14 protein-coding genes are annotated in these 14,599 nt (G+C 63.0%); 7 read left to right on the top strand and 7 right to left on the bottom strand.

What is annotated here, in order from left to right:
- Positions 1-2 precede the first annotated feature (2 nt).
- Positions 3-1,229 (bottom strand): class I SAM-dependent methyltransferase, encoded by a 1,227-nt coding sequence (locus ACVW0R_RS09390; protein WP_049749799.1) that lies wholly within the window; start codon positions 1,227-1,229, stop codon positions 3-5.
- A gap of 69 nt (positions 1,230-1,298) precedes the next feature.
- On the opposite strand from ACVW0R_RS09390, the gene glcD reads away from it, so the two are divergent.
- The gene (gene glcD, locus ACVW0R_RS09385) at positions 1,299-2,789 is read left to right on the top strand and encodes a glycolate oxidase subunit GlcD (RefSeq protein WP_457501969.1); all 1,491 of its coding nucleotides are present in this window, start codon (positions 1,299-1,301) and stop codon (positions 2,787-2,789) included.
- On the opposite strand, the gene ACVW0R_RS09380 is transcribed toward glcD, so the two are convergent.
- The 3 genes from ACVW0R_RS09380 to ACVW0R_RS09370 form a co-directional block, all read right to left on the bottom strand.
- The gene (locus ACVW0R_RS09380; RefSeq protein WP_457501968.1) at positions 2,786-4,675 is read right to left on the bottom strand and encodes an AAA family ATPase; all 1,890 of its coding nucleotides are present in this window, start codon (positions 4,673-4,675) and stop codon (positions 2,786-2,788) included. The two genes, glcD and ACVW0R_RS09380, sit on opposite strands and share 4 nt — an antisense overlap.
- Before the next feature lie 123 nt (positions 4,676-4,798).
- Positions 4,799-5,362, bottom strand: a complete 564-nt coding sequence (locus tag ACVW0R_RS09375) for a phycobiliprotein lyase (RefSeq protein WP_011431579.1) — start codon at positions 5,360-5,362, stop codon at positions 4,799-4,801.
- 47 nt (positions 5,363-5,409) lie between these two features.
- Positions 5,410-5,952: an HNH endonuclease gene (locus ACVW0R_RS09370; RefSeq protein ID WP_011431578.1), complete on the bottom strand. Its 543-nt coding sequence runs from the start codon at positions 5,950-5,952 to the stop codon at positions 5,410-5,412.
- A 175-nt stretch (positions 5,953-6,127) separates the two neighbouring features.
- Between ACVW0R_RS09370 and ACVW0R_RS09365 the strand changes: the two genes are divergently transcribed.
- The 5 genes from ACVW0R_RS09365 (at position 6,128) to ACVW0R_RS09345 (ending at position 12,022) form a co-directional block, all read left to right on the top strand.
- Entirely contained in the window at positions 6,128-8,335 is a 2,208-nt protein-coding gene (locus ACVW0R_RS09365) for a glycoside hydrolase (RefSeq protein WP_099812693.1), read from the top strand.
- A gap of 33 nt (positions 8,336-8,368) precedes the next feature.
- Positions 8,369-9,319, top strand: coding sequence for a prolyl aminopeptidase (gene pip / locus ACVW0R_RS09360; protein ID WP_011431576.1), 951 nt, complete (start codon positions 8,369-8,371; stop codon positions 9,317-9,319).
- Positions 9,320-9,574: 255 nt separating this feature from the next.
- Positions 9,575-10,096: a PDZ domain-containing protein gene (locus tag ACVW0R_RS09355; RefSeq protein ID WP_414388904.1), complete on the top strand. Its 522-nt coding sequence runs from the start codon at positions 9,575-9,577 to the stop codon at positions 10,094-10,096.
- A 31-nt stretch (positions 10,097-10,127) separates the two neighbouring features.
- Positions 10,128-10,436 (top strand): hypothetical protein, encoded by a 309-nt coding sequence (locus ACVW0R_RS09350; protein ID WP_099812695.1) that lies wholly within the window; start codon positions 10,128-10,130, stop codon positions 10,434-10,436.
- A 5-nt stretch (positions 10,437-10,441) separates the two neighbouring features.
- On the top strand, positions 10,442-12,022 hold the full coding sequence (locus ACVW0R_RS09345; RefSeq protein WP_041439269.1) for a hydantoinase B/oxoprolinase family protein: 1,581 nt from the start codon (positions 10,442-10,444) through the stop codon (positions 12,020-12,022).
- Here the strand turns inward: ACVW0R_RS09345 and ACVW0R_RS09340 are convergent.
- Together ACVW0R_RS09340 and ACVW0R_RS09335 are read right to left on the bottom strand one after the other, a co-directional pair.
- Complete coding sequence (locus ACVW0R_RS09340; protein ID WP_011431572.1) at positions 11,959-12,351, bottom strand: thioredoxin family protein; 393 nt, start codon at positions 12,349-12,351, stop codon at positions 11,959-11,961. The two genes, ACVW0R_RS09345 and ACVW0R_RS09340, sit on opposite strands and share 64 nt — an antisense overlap.
- A 34-nt stretch (positions 12,352-12,385) precedes the next feature.
- Positions 12,386-13,126 carry an NnrU family protein gene (locus ACVW0R_RS09335; RefSeq protein ID WP_049749798.1) on the bottom strand — a complete coding sequence of 247 codons (741 nt, stop codon included), beginning with the start codon at positions 13,124-13,126 and terminating at the stop codon, positions 12,386-12,388.
- A 72-nt stretch (positions 13,127-13,198) separates the two neighbouring features.
- Between ACVW0R_RS09335 and psb27 the strand changes: the two genes are divergently transcribed.
- Positions 13,199-13,600: a photosystem II protein Psb27 gene (psb27, locus tag ACVW0R_RS09330; protein ID WP_457501967.1), complete on the top strand. Its 402-nt coding sequence runs from the start codon at positions 13,199-13,201 to the stop codon at positions 13,598-13,600.
- Positions 13,601-13,625: 25 nt separating this feature from the next.
- Here the strand turns inward: psb27 and ACVW0R_RS09325 are convergent, their stop codons facing one another.
- Positions 13,626-14,396: a sensor histidine kinase gene (locus tag ACVW0R_RS09325; protein ID WP_011431569.1), complete on the bottom strand. Its 771-nt coding sequence runs from the start codon at positions 14,394-14,396 to the stop codon at positions 13,626-13,628.
- Positions 14,397-14,599: the final 203 nt, after the last annotated feature.

The following is a 14,599-nucleotide window of genomic DNA, read 5'->3' as shown; positions in this document are numbered from 1 at the left end:
ACTCAAAGACAGCCCTCCCGTGGCTCCAAGAGCAGCACTTGCCAGCGCAGCAACTGCTGCAACTGCGGCCAGCCCAGGGGAGACTCCAGGCTGTCTTGAAGGGCTTGGACGGTGCGGATCCCGTCCACCTGCTGCAGGAAGGCGAAGGCTTCCTCGCTGAGGGAGATTGCCTCGTAGGCGTAGTTGAAGATGCTCCGGCCCGGCCACAGGCCTAGACATGGGCTGAGGTGGGCAACAGCCGAGGCCACCGCCTCCGGACTGGTCCATTCCCAGCGGGGGAGGGGAGGCTTGCCGAGGAAGAGCTCGTAGTGGGCCACCACCGGATCCAGCAGCTCGATCAGGCGGTAGCGCTCCGGCTCTGGCAGTTGAGCCGCCTGGGCCAGCAGGGCCTCATCCTGGCCCAACACCCGTTCCAGCCGCCAGAACTCGGGGTTGGAAAAGCGCAAAAACTGCAGCCCGGAGGCGCGGATCAGCTCAAACAGGGTCTCAATGTTGTAGTCCACTTCCTGCGGGTGCAGGTACATGTCGGCAAAGCATTCGTCGTCCACGTTCTCAACGGCCCAGCGGGCGCGTTCCTGCTGCTGGATGCGGTTGCTCTCCGGCAAAATCCGGAAGAGGCGGCGGCCTACCTGTAGCCCTTGTTGCAGGTGTTCTGCGGAAGCCAGGGGCTGGTGTTCGGAGCCGGCGACCAGTAGGCGGATGGCCTTTTGCATCAGGCGAATTTCGTGGCGGCCCAGCTCGCCATAGACAAACAAATGCAGGATCCCGCCAGGGGCCAATTTGCTCGCCAGCGCCTGCAGCCCCGCCAGCGGATCCGGCAGGTGGTGGAGCATGCCCACGCAGTTGATGAAGTCGAACTGCCCCGGCAGTTGGTCGATGTCGTAAACGTTGAGCTGGCAAAACTGCACCGGCGGCGCCTGGGAAGCCCGGCAGCGGGCCTTGGCAATCTCCAGGGCGCGGCCGCTTAGGTCAAAGGCCCAGATCTCCGCTTCCGGGTTTTGGTGGGCGATGTATTCTGTCCCTACCCCAGAGCCGCAGCCGGCATCCAGGATGCGCACCTTGCGCCGGCCCGGATGGGATCCGGTGCAAAAAGCATAGGCCTGGGGCCAGCTCCAGCGCCAGTTCCACCCCGGCGGGGGAACGGTGCCGATGGGCTGTGGTGGGAAGGGGTAGAGGTCGTAGAGCTGCCGCACTTGCTCAAGGATCTGTTCGGCGTTGCGGGACTGCATAGGCTCTCCGGCCAGACTATCCAGACTATAGTGACGATATCCCCCTCACGAGATGTTCTGCCGCCCCCTATGGCTGTTCGCTCCTCTCACCCGTTGCAAGCTGGCCTCACCTTCGATTGGCTCAAACTGAGGGCTGAGCTCAAAAAAATTCTCGATCCCCGGCGGGTGATCAGCAGGCCGGAGGAGCTGCTGGTTTACGAGTGCGACGGGCTGACCAGCTACCGGCAAAGGCCGGCTCTGGTGGTGTTGCCGCGCACCACGGAGGAGGTGGCGCAGGTGGTGAAGCTGTGCAGCCGCTACCAGGTGCCCTTCGTGGCGCGGGGATCCGGCACTGGGCTATCGGGGGGAGCGCTGCCTGTGGAAAACAGCGTCGTCATCGCTACCACCCTGATGAAGCAAATCCTGGAAATCGACTTGGAGAACCGCTGCATGGTGGTGCAGCCGGGGGTGATTAACGCCTGGATTACCCAGGCAGTGGCTGCCCAAGGCTATTTCTATGCCCCGGATCCCTCTAGCCAGTCAGTCTGCTCCATCGGCGGCAATGTGGCGGAAAACTCCGGCGGCGTCCACTGCCTCAAATACGGTGTAACAGCCAATCACATTCTCGGCCTGACGGTGGTGCTGCCGGATGGGGAGGTGGTGCGCTGGGGGGGCAAGATCCCGGAGATGCCCGGCTACGACTGGGTGGGCCTGTTTGTCGGCTCCGAGGGCACCCTGGGGATTGCTACCGAGATTACCCTGCGCTTGCTCAAGGCGCCGGCCCAGGTGCAGGTTTTGCTGGCGGATTTTAACAGTGTCGAGGCAGCAGGAGCTGCCGTTTCCGACATCATCGCCGCCGGGATCATCCCTGCTGGCCTGGAGATCATGGACAACTTCAGCATCAACGCCGTTGAGGATGTGGTGCAGTCGGGCTGCTACCCACGGGATGCGGCGGCCATCTTGCTGGTGGAGGTGGACGGCCTGGAGCTGGAGGTGGAGGAAGCCAGCCAGCAGGTAAAGGCCCTGTGCCTAAAAAACGGGGCGCGCCAGGTGCAAGTTGCCTCCAGCCCAGAAGAGCGGGCGCGTCTGTGGAAGGGGCGCAAGGCAGCCTTTGCCGCCATGGGCAAGCTCAGCCCCAACTACTACGTCCAAGATGGGGTGATCCCCCGCAGCCAGCTAGCCTATGTCCTGAAGGAAATCGAGCGCCTCAGCCGCGAGTACGGCTACCCGGTGGCCAACGTGTTTCATGCCGGCGACGGCAATCTGCACCCCTTAATCCTCTACGACGAGTCGGTGCCGGGATCCCTAGAGCAGGTGGAAAAACTGGGGGGCGAGATCCTCAAGCTCTGCGTGCGTCTGGGAGGCAGCATCTCTGGCGAGCATGGCATCGGGGCCGACAAGCGCTGCTACATGTCGGAGATGTTTACGCCCACGGATTTGGAGAGCATGCAGTGGGTGCGGCAGGTGCTCGACCCGCAGCACATCGCCAATCCCGACAAGATCTTTCCCACCCCCCGCACCTGCGGCGAGGCGGCCCACGCCCACCGGCAGCCGGAATGGCAAGGGATCCCGGTCTTCTAGGTGGCCTGGCGCTGCTGCTGCAGCTCGGCAAAGGCCTGGGCAAAGTCCTCCTGGCGGATGACCAGGGTCTTGGGATCCACCGACTCGGCAGTGGCCCGGTGGCGGCGAATGGCGGCAATTGCCGCCCGGTTGCTCAAGAGAGCCAGATCGGCCCCACTCCAGCCTTCCGTGCGCTCGGCCCACACCTCCAGATCCACATCTGGCCCTAGGGGCCGCCTGCGGTTGTGCACGGCCAGGATTTCCCGCCGCCCGGCCCGATCCGGCAGCTCCACACTCAGGTGCAGCTCCAGCCGGCCGGCGCGGGTGAGGGCGGGATCCAAGCTGGCTTTGCGGTTGGTGGCGGCCACCACCAAGACTCCCTGGCTGGGGCGGATCCCGTCCAGTTCGGCCAGCAGTTGCCCCAGGACGCGGTCGCTGACGCCGCTATCGCCGGAGTAGCTGCCCCGCGCCGGCGCCAGGGTGTCGATCTCGTCGATGAAAATCACGCAAGGAGCGCACTGGCGGGCACGGGCAAAGAGCTCTCGCACCGCCTGCTCGGAGGATCCCACCCATTTGCTCAAGAGCTCTGGGCCGGAGACGGCGATGAAGTTGGCCTTGGCCTGGGAGGCAATCGCCTTGGCCAGCAGGGTCTTGCCGGTGCCGGGAGGGCCGCTGAGGAGGATCCCTTTGGGCGCTTGCGCCTGGGCCTGCTCGTACAGCTCCGGGTGCAGCAGGGATCCCTCGATGGCCTCCTGCAGAACCTGCTTGGCCTGCTCCAGGCCGCCGATCTGATCCCAGCTCACCTGGGGCGACTCGATTTCCACTGAGCGCAACACCGCCGGCTTCACCTGTTGCAGGGCCTGCTGAAAGTCCGCCGCCGAAACTGTCAAGGAGTCGGGGATGGGGGATCCCAGATCCGGCACCTGCCGCCGCAAGGCCGCATAGGCTGCCGTCTGGCACAGGCCGCGCAGATCTGCCCCCACAAAGCCCAGCGTCTGATCCGCCAGTCTGTCCAAGTCCACATCTTCTGCCAGCGGCATGCCGCGGGTGTGGATGGCCAAGATCTCCCGCCGCCCCTCCCGATCCGGCACCTTGAAAATGACCTCGCGGTCGAAGCGGCCCGGTCGCCGCAGCGCCGGATCCAGGGCCTCGGGCCGGTTGGTGGCCGCCAGCACCACAACACCTTTTTGGGCCACAAAGCCGTCCATCAGCCCCAGCATTTGAGCCACCAGGCGCTTTTCCACCTCTCCCTCGACGGCGGCGCGGTTGGGCACAAGGGCGTCGATTTCGTCGATGAACACCAGACAGGGGGCCGACTTGGCCGCCTTTTCAAATACCTGCCGCAGGCGCGCCTCCGCCTCCCCATAGTACTTGCCGATCAGCTCCGGGCCGACGAGGGCAATGTAGTTCACCCCCAGGCTCTCGGCCAAAGCGCGGGCCGTCAGGGTCTTGCCAGTGCCAGGGGGGCCAACCAACAGCACGCCACGGGGCGGCTCCAAACCCAACTTGGCCAGCAGATCGGGCCGCTTGAGGGGGATCTCCACCAGCTCCCGCAAAGCTTGCAGTTGTTCCTTCAACCCCCCCACATCCTTGAGGCGCGGTCCCGGCCAGGTGTCTGGGCTGCCGGGGGGGTCGGCGACAGTGGCCTCAGGCGTAGGGTCAGCCTTGGGCGGCTCGCGCCAGCCTGACGTGGACATCACCTGAGGCTCGCTGCTCCAGGAGGGATCCCCCGTCTGGGCACTGCGGCGGCGGGGGATAGAACCAGAAGGGGGGATGGAGCTGCCCAGGGATCGGGCCTGGATGCGCACTTCGGTTCGCAGCCCCCCCGTGTTTTTTTTCTCGTCCAGCTTCTGGGCTAGCTCGATGAGCTGCTCAATACCCTGGATAAAGTCGCTTAGATCCGCCACAGCCCGGGTTTTCCGTCTACAAATGACCCACCAACAGAGGTTTTAGCCCATCCCTTGCCGGCTGAGGCTCTCCCCAGTAAGCCAGGGATCCGGCGCCGGCAAGCTTTCTGGTCAGCCCACAGCCTAGAGAGAGCGGGATTCAGCCACAGCCGAGATGGGGGAAGGGCTGGCGGAGAGCTTGCGCACCTCGGAGCAGAAAGAGGCCATGCTGAAGCCGCCGAAGCGCTTGACGGTGCTGGCCCGCAGGCGCAGGTTGGGGCTGGCAAACCAGATGCGCTCCTCCGACTCGGTCATCTCGTACTCGGTGTAGAGGGTGAGGGCGCCGTCCGATCCCATGACGTAGGTGCCGGCCACCGGCACTTTCTCGGCATAGCCCTGATCCCGCAACAGTTGCCCCCGCATGGGGTTGTCGGGATCGGGAATGGGAACCAGCACCACATCGCCTTTGTACTCTTCGTTGTCCCACTCCTGCTCCCCATTCCACTGCACTCGCGCCGCCCCCACAGCCCGCCGTGGATCCACCTTGAACAGCTCACAAACCTGGATAACTGCCGGATCGGCGGGCGAAAGGGTAGCAATTTGCATCCGCGATCTCCCCCCCTCAGAGCGGCGAAAGGCCAAGTGATGGCTGGTACGCTGACACATCCACTCGCCAGCGCTGAGGGCAAAAAACTCCATTACGGTCATCATGGCCGACGCGGATCCTCCTCGATAACAACCGAAATTTGCCGATTCTAACTTGCGCTGTAGCCGTAGATTGGCTCTTGCCGGCTCTGCTGTTCGCGCCAAAACTGCTCGGCAAAAGCCACCGTCGGGTGGAGGGGGGCGCGGGGTTTGCTGCGCAGAACCATGCCCGCCTCTTCGGGCGTGCGGTTGCCCTTGCGCTGGTTGCAGCGCTCGCAGGCAGTCACCACATTGTCCCAAGTGTGGGATCCCCCGCGAGAAAGAGGCACGACATGATCCAGGGTTAGGTTGTGGGTGCTGCCACAGTACTGACAGGTGTGGTGATCCCGCCGCAGAACCTCCCGCCGGTTAACAGGGGGCACTCGCCAGGCCCGCTCTTTGCCCTTGATGGTCAGGCGGATGTGCTCGGGCACCTCGATCACCTGGCTGGGGGAGCGCACTTTCCATACCGGCACATTCATCATCGCCAGCGGCTCTGCCTTGCCCGTCAGCAGCAGCACAATCGCCCGCCTAATGTTGACCCGGCTAATGGGCAAGTAGTTTTGGGAGAAGACAACGATCGACTGTTCCAGGACGTGGGTAGCAGCAGTCATGACTTAGCTCTTCCATTTGCCGCCATTGTCCTGAGAAATCCGGCGAATGACAAGGTTTTCCCGCAGTGGGCACCATCCAGGCGGATCCCCACCGTTCAACATTCCAGAGTTTCTGACGATCGGGAGCCGGACAGATGGGCTAGTATCCGGGTGATGGTCGGATCCCGTGCCTCCCATGACCTACCCGCTGCATATCGCCTTGGTTTGGCACCAACACCAGCCCCTCTACAAAAGTCCGATAGCGGGTAAATATCGCATGCCTTGGGTGCGCCTACACGGGATCAAAGACTACCTCGACTTGGTTCTGCTGCTGGAGCGCTATCCTCGCCTGCACCAAACGGTCAACCTGGTGCCCTCTCTGATTGTGCAAATCGAAGACTACGTGGCCGGCTCCGCCTTCGATCCCTATTTGGAGCTGACTTTATCTCCTGTCGAAAAGCTGACCCCGGAGCAGCGGCGCTTCATTGTCGAGCGTTTCTTCGACAGCCATTACCCCACCATGATTGAGCCCTATCCCCGCTACCGCCAGCTCTACGAACAGCGGGAATCGCAGGGGATCAACTGGTGCCTACAGTACTGGACACCGCAAGACTTCAGCGACCTGCTGGCCTGGCACAACCTCTCCTGGTTCGATCCCCTCTTCCACGAGGATCCCGAGATCGAGGGCTGGATCAAGATGGGATCCGGCTTTACCCTGGCGGATCGGCAGCGGATCTATGCCAAGCAGCAGCAGATCCTGGCCGCCATCTTGCCCCAGCACGCCAAGCTGCAAGAGAGCGGCCAACTGGAGCTGACCACCAGCCCCTACACCCATCCCATCTTGCCCCTGCTGGTGAGCGAGCGCTCGGCGCGGGTGGCTCGGCCCGGCTTGCCCCTGCCCCGCTACCCCTTCCACTGGGAGCAGGATGTCCACAGCCAACTGGAGCGGGCCAAGCAGATCTACCGGGAGCGCTTTGGCCGCGAGCCGCGGGGTCTGTGGCCTTCGGAGCAATCCGTGAGCCCGGCCATTGTCCCCATCGTGCAAAAGCAGGGTTTTGAGTGGATCATCTCCGACGAGGGCGTGCTGGGCTGGAGCCTGGGCCAACCCTTTCATCGCGACGGGCAGGGCCATATCCTCGAGCCGGAAAAGCTCTATCGGCCCTACCGTCTGGAGAGCGAGGCAGGGGATCTGGCCATTGTCTTTCGGGATCACCGCCTCTCCGATTTGATCGGCTTCAGCTACAGCGCCATGCCCGCCGATGCTGCCGCCAAGGATCTCATCGGCCACCTGGAGAGCATCCGCAACCGCCTGCCCCAGGAACAGCCCTGGCTGGTCACCATCGCCCTAGATGGGGAAAATTGCTGGGAGTACTACCCCCAAGATGGCCGGCCCTTCCTGGAGAACCTCTATGCCCGCCTCAGCCAGCACCCGGCGCTGCGCTTGGTGACGGTTTCGGAGTTTTTGGACCAGTTTCCCCCTACGGAGTTTCTGCCAGCCGAACAACTGCACAGCGGCTCCTGGATTGAAGCTGACTTTACCACTTGGATCGGGGATCCCGTCAAAAACCGCGCCTGGGAGCTCCTGGCCCAAGCCCGCCAGGTCATTCAGGATCACCCTCACGCCAATCCCGAAGCCTGGGAAGCCCTCTGGGCCGCCGAGGGATCAGACTGGTTCTGGTGGTTTGGGGCGGGCCATTCCTCGGCCCACGATGCCGTTTTCGACCAGTTGTTTCGGGAACATCTGCAGGCCCTCTACACCGCTTTGGGAGAGGCCGTACCGGCAGTGCTGCAGTTCCCTCTCGAGGATCACGATGGGCTGGGGGATCGCCTGCCGCAAGGATTTATCCACCCGGCCATCAACGGCCGCCCCGCCGAACGGGAGTGGAGCCAAGCCGGGCGGGTGGAGATCGGCGCCGCCCGCGGCACCATGCACCGCAACAGCGTCGTCCGCCGCCTCTGGTACGGGTTCGATCACTTCAACCTCTACCTGCGGCTGGATTTTAACTCGGTGGTGCAGCGGCCCAAGCAACTGCAGGTGCTGTGGTTTTACCCCAACTGCGTCACCGTCAACAGCCCCATTCCCCTCCAAGGGTTGCCGGCAGAAGCCCCCCTCAACTACCACTACCGCCACCTGTTGAAGCTATCGCTGCCGCCCCCCGGCACCGGCCAGCATCCCGCCCCTGTCGAGGCTCAGCTCTTGCAGGCAGGGGAGTACCACACCTGGCACGCCATCAGCCACCAAGTGAAAGCGGTGGTGGATGCCTGTTTGGAGGTGGCTATTCCTTGGAGCAATCTGGGCGCCCAGCCGGGACAAGAGCTGCAGTTCGTCATCGTGGCCGCCGATGGCGAGACCTTCCAGGAAGGGATCCCGCCCAAGGCCACCATCGCCCTGCGCAGGCCTTGAGCGGCTGGCCGTTGATCCTTAGAATCTCTGGTTATGCAGCGCGACCTCTACCCGCCCATCGAGCCTTACGATCACGGCTTTCTCCCCGTCTCTTCCCTGCACACCCTCTACTACGAGCAGTGCGGCAACCCAGACGGGAAGCCGGTGGTGTTTTTGCACGGAGGGCCCGGCGGCGGCATCGATCCCCTTTACCGGCAGTACTTCGAGCCCAGCCGCTGGCGGGTGGTGCTGTTCGATCAACGCGGCTGCGGCAAGAGCCGCCCCTACGCCGAGCTGCGGGAGAACACCACCTGGGATCTGGTGGCCGATATCGAAAAGCTGCGCCGGCACCTGGGCATTGAGCGCTGGTGGGTGTTCGGGGGCAGTTGGGGCAGCGCCCTCGCCTTGGCCTATGGGCAAACCCACCCCCAATCCTGCCTGGGGTTTATCTTGCGGGGCATTTTTCTGCTGCGCTCGTTTGAGATCCGCTGGTTCTACCAGTCGGGGGCCAGCTACCTGTTCCCCGATGCTTGGGAACATTACCTGGATCCCATCCCCCCCAACGAGCGGGATGACCTGCTGGCAGCCTACCACCGCCGCCTCAACGACCCCGATCCCCAGGTGCGCCTGAGGGCGGCCCGCGCCTGGGCCATCTGGGAGGCCAGCACCAGCAAGTTGATCCCCAGCCCTGAGCTCATCGAGCGCTTTGGCCGGGAAGAGTTTGCCGAGGCCTTTGCCCGCATCGAGTGCCATTACTTCGTCCACGGCGGCTTTCTGGATCCTGAAGATCAGCTCCTCAGGGGGGTGGAGCGCCTGCGCCATCTGCCGGCTGTCATTGTCCAGGGGCGCTACGATGTGGTCTGCCCCCCCATTTCCGCCTGGGAACTGCACCAGGCCTGGCCAGAGGCGGAGTTTCATCTCATTCCCGATGCCGGCCATTCCATCACCGAGCCCGGGATCCGCACCGCCCTGCTGCAGGCCACCGATCGCTGCGTTGGTCTGTGAGCCGCTGAGATAGGCCGGGTTGAGGATCCCAAGAGCTTGAAGAATTGCTACAGAAATGCCGGCAAAACCTTGGGATCTAGCCCCAAAGCACGGCCAAGCCTATCGACAGTTGGCGATTTTGGGTTTATCACTGAGGGAAGGGCGGTGCAAGCTGCCCGGTTGATGGCTTCCGCTGTCTCTCTCGGGCTGGTCGATCCATCCCAATGCTTTTGCGCATCTCAACTTGTTATTCTTCGCCGTTTCCAGGCTCGAACTATGCAGAAACCGAACACTCTGTTCAAGCTTGCCCTCGCCCTGCCCGCCTCCCTCCTGCTGGCAGATGCTGTTGTGGCCTACCCCTGTGACTCGGTTGGGGGTGAAGCTTACAACTTCTACAGCCCCACGGTTCAGGTTGACAGTTTCGGGGCTCAGGTGTCGCCTGCTGTCGTAGGCAACGGTTTCATCGGGGTTGCCATCGAAACGGTGGATGGACAGCCGGCTCAAGGCGCTATCAGCCGTCGCCTGTTCGGCCCTGCGCCTCGAGTTCAAGGGGTGCAGGTGGTTGGCCTGCTCCAGGATGGCCCGGCTCAACGAGCGGGTCTGGCCCAGGGGGATATTTTGATTGGGGTGGACGGGCAGCGGGTCACCTCGGTGCAACATGTGCAGCAAATTATCCAAAACACCCCCGTGGGCCAGCGGGTACCCATTACCTTCCGGCGCGGCGGACAAGTGCTATCGACGGTGGTTGTGGTCGGCGATGGCCGTGTGTTGCGCCCCTTGATGCTGCAGCAGCAGTGAGTGTTGCCAGGGATCCCTTGCTGAGCTCTCTGTGACTGCTGCACTAGGGACAGAGTGGGCAGTTTGGGCGGTTTGCGGCCTCAATGGGCTGCTGTTTTTAGCCTTGCTTGCCCTGATTCCTGTCCTCTTGAACCTGCGGTCGGCGCTCTGGGTTACGGAGCGGGCTATGGCTGATTGGCGGGAAGCCGCTGAGCGGGCTTTGGCTCCCACGCCGGCTGAGTTGCTGCGCCTGCGGGATCGGCTGCGGGAGAATCGCCATACCCTCGACCGCTGGCAGCGCCGTCTGCAGTTTTGGCAAGGGATCCGCAGGGTGGCTGTTTGGCTGGGGCGCAGGCTGTGAGGGGCATGGATACCCATCCCATCCGGCTGCAGGTGATGGCCAATGCGCTGGCGGGGATCGCCGAGGAGATGGGGGCGCGCCTCATCCGCGGTTCTTACTCGGCCAACATCAAGGAACGGCGGGATTGCTCGACAGCCCTGTTCGACGCCCAAGGGGCCTGTATTGCCCAGGCGGCCCACATTCCAGTTCACCTGGGAGCTCTCTCGGAGGCGGTGCGGGCGGTGGTGGCAGCCGGCCCGCGGCCCGGCGATGTGTTCGTCCTCAACGATCCCTACCAGGGGGGATCCCATCTGCCGGATATCACGGTGGTTACGGCCATCCCCGGCCTGCGGGATCCAGAACAGGTCTGTGCCTATGCGGTGAACCGCGCCCACCATGCCGATATTGGGGGGATGCGCCCCGGCTCCATGCCCGCCGACTCTACGGAAATCTGGCAGGAGGGGCTGGTGATCCCGCCGCTACGGCTGGCCCAGATGACCTCGACAGGGGAGCTGCGCTGGCAGGAGGATCTGCTGCGCCTGATCCTGGCCAATGTGCGCAACCCTGAGCAGCGGCGGGGAGATTTGCAGGCCCAGGTGGGGGCCAGCGCCGTGGGGGTGAGCCGGTTTGGCGAGCTGCTGGCCCGGTTCGGGGAAGAGGAGGCCTGGCAGTTGATTGCCGGGGTGATCGCCTACAGCCGACGGCGGATGCAGGCCCAGATCCGCGCTCTGCCCGATGGGATCTACACCGCCTGCGACTACCTGGAGGGCTACGGGGATCCGCCTGAGCCCATTGAGATCCGGGTGCAGGTAGAGGTCAAGGGGGAGAGGCTGCGGGTGGACTTCGCCGGCACAGCCCCGGCCACCGCGGGGAACCTGAACGCGCCTCTGGCCGTGACCCGCTCGGCGGTGCTCTTTGCCCTGCGCTGCCTGTTGGATCCCACTGCCCCCAGCAATGTCGGCCTGGAGGATCCCATCGAGATTGTGGCCCCGCCCGGCTGCCTGGTCAATGCCCAATTTCCGGCGGCGGTGGTGGCCGGCAACGTGGAAACCTCGCAGCGCATTGCCGATGTGGTGTTCAAAGCCCTGGCCCCGGTGGCCGGATCCCGTGCCATCGCCCAGGGGCAGGGCACCATGAACAACTGCGTGCTGGGCAACCGCCACTTCACCTACTACGAAACCCTGGGGGGCGGCCAGGGGGCCAGCCAGCAGCGACCAGGCCTGGATGGGGTGCACGTGGGCATGAGCAATACCCTCAACACCCCCATCGAAGCCCTGGAGCTGGAGTATCCCCTGCGGGTGCTGCGCTACGAGTTGCGCCCAGATTCCGGCGGCCATGGCCGCCAGCGGGGCGGGTGGGGGCTGATCCGCTCCATCCAGACCTTGCAAGATTGCACCCTCTCCCTGCTCACCGACCGGCGCCACCATGCCCCGCAAGGGGAAGAAGGCGGCGAACCTGGCCAGCTGGGGATCAACCTCGTCAACGGGGATCCCTTGCCCAGCAAGATCAGCCGCCCCCTGAAAGCCGGCGATGTGCTCACCCTCTACACCCCTGGCGGCGGGGCTTGGGGGTCCAGCGAGGAGGAGCAGGCACCCGAACCCACATAGCGCAGGCGAGCGAGAAACAACTGCTCGCAGCGGCGGAGCACATCATCGCGGCTGGCGAAGTGCTCCAGCCTTTGCACTTCTTGACCCTTCTCAAACAAAATTAAGGTCGGCAGCGAGCGCACCCGATAGCGGCGCGGCAGCCAAAAATTGTCGTCCACATTCACCCGCAGCACCTTGACCGCGCCGCCCCACTCTGCTGCGAGACGGTCGGTAATCGGCTGAATGAAGCGACACAGGCCACACCAAGGGGCACCAAAATCCACCAACACCAACCCGTCACTTGTCAAAAGTTCTTGATTAAAAGCATCTAAAGCAACTTGCAAGTTCATCACTCCCAGACTAAAGAAGTTGTTTGGGATCATGCTACCAGGCAACCCCGCTGGCTGCAGAAACCATTTGCGGATGAAAGGCATAAAGAATCACAACAAAGCTGAACACCCCCAGATAGGCCCAGCGCAGAAACTCTCGCGGTTGCAGGTGTTGTCGCCGCTGCAGAATGGCCAAGCCGGGGATCACAGAAGTACGGGCCTTGAGATCGCGGAAGGCCTGGCCGTATTTCCGCTCCAGACGGTGATCCCCGTGCCAGACGGCGAACAGGTGGTAGGCCACCAGCCCCAGGGAAGTGACCAGCATAAAACTGGAGCCAATCCAAAGGGAATGGGCCACACACCAGATCACCTGGCCCACCATTTGGGGGTGGCGGGTGATGCGGATGATCCCGGTCTCAAACAGGTGAATCTCCGGCTTGTGAATGGCAGCAATCTCCAGTAAGTTGAAGGTAGCCGGATACAAAAAGAAAAACGAGAGCGCCGACAAAAGAACAACGGTGGTGTGAATGCCGGGGACAGCATGGAGATCCCAGAGGATCACCCCGTCGTAGCGATGGTTCAAAAAGTAGATCAGCAACAGCGGAGCCAAGCTGAGGCTGACCAGCGCAAAAAGAAGGCGGTACAGACGGGATCCCAGCCAAGCTTCCCCCCAGGGGCGCAAGTGGGCCAGCCCACTGTGAGCACAGGCAAACCCCAAGATCATGCCCAACATGATCGCGTGGGATCTGTACCGGGCGAGCTCCGGCAGCAAGTGGTTGAAGAAAGTGGACAGCATCTTTTCGATGGCTCCTCTTCCGGTGTCGCTGTGACTTATGCTTAAAGATAAGTTACATTGGGCAACCTTCCGATGCTGAAACCTTTTTTTCTACGTTTTCTCGGCCTGCTCCTCTCGGTCACCCTGATGCTGGGCTGGGCGACCGCAAGCGCTCAGGCGGCCCGCCTCACCGGCAAGTACTACGAAGACAGCATGACCCTGATCCAAACCCTGCGCACCGTTCTCTCGGAAGCCGATCCCGTGATGAATCCAGAGGAGGCGCAGGTGCAAGCGATGGAGGCCATTCAAGAATTTGCAGGGCGCTACCATGGCCATCGCTACGACAAGCTGCAATCCTTTACGACTCTGCGCACCGTGTTCAACACCGTGGCCTCCCACTACCGCACCTCCAAGCGGCCTCTTGACCCAGAGAAGGTGGAGCGGGTGCTGATGCAACTGGATCGCGCTGAGCTGGCCTTGCGCCGCGAAGGTTAAGCTTTTCAGATCTCCCAGATCCAAATCACTGGGCGAGGCGCAGGATTACCTTGATGACAACCCGGTGGAGGCTGCTTTCGCCAAGCTCCAGATCGCCCCCCATTTCTCTCAGGAGCCGTTCGCTCACCCGCCAAGCAGCGCAACCCTTTGTTTGGATGGGCACATGGCACCGCCCTTCCAGATTCCACTCCAGGCACAGGCGCCCCTCCGCTGCTGCGATGGGATAGAGGTGTAGAGCCATCGAACCATAGCGTAGGGTGCGAATACCCCAGCGACACACCCCCAGCAGAGCCTGCACCAAACCGTGGGGATCCGCCCAAACCATAAGGCTGTCCGGGAGGGCGGGCAGCTCAGAGGCAGAAGGCGGTTGTAGGATCGGCCATTCGTAGCGAATGCCCTGATCCTGGGCCTGTAGGCGAGTTAGGCTGTACACATCCTGAAGGAGGGGACGGAGTCGGGTCGGCTTCGGTTGCAAGGGTTGAATGGGCAGGTCGTGGCGGGCCAGGCGGCTGTACTCCTCGAGCAACTGGATCAGGCGCTCCACCGCTTCTTTGGCACTTTGAAGGTACTCCCGCTCTTCTTCGCGGGAATCGCACAGATCGGACAGCACCAACTGCAGGGATCCCATCTGGCTGCTGAGGGGGTTGCGCAGCTCGTGGCCAATGCTGACGAGCAGCTCCTGCTGAAAGGCGCGCATCACCTCCGAGCGCTCAAACGCAAACTGCCAATCCACCGCCTCTTGCCTGACGGCAGCAGCGGCCTGCTGGGAGGGAGGATCGGGTTTTGCTGCGGGCAAGGGTTTCCTCCAGAGGTACTTCGGACAAAAGGTAGGAGATCCCGTTGATGTTCGAAGCAGGGCGTTCGGATGGAGAGCCTTGGGTTTTAGCTAGTTTGACAACGGCGCGCTGATACATTTACGCTGAACACTGCTGAGCATTACTGCTCAGCGGTGAAGCGATAGCATTCTGTCCGTTTCCGTTGTCACTACGCGACGCTGAC

The organism is Thermostichus sp. MS-CIW-15, assembly GCF_054060575.1.
This window is presented reverse-complemented; position numbering and strand designations above follow the sequence as displayed.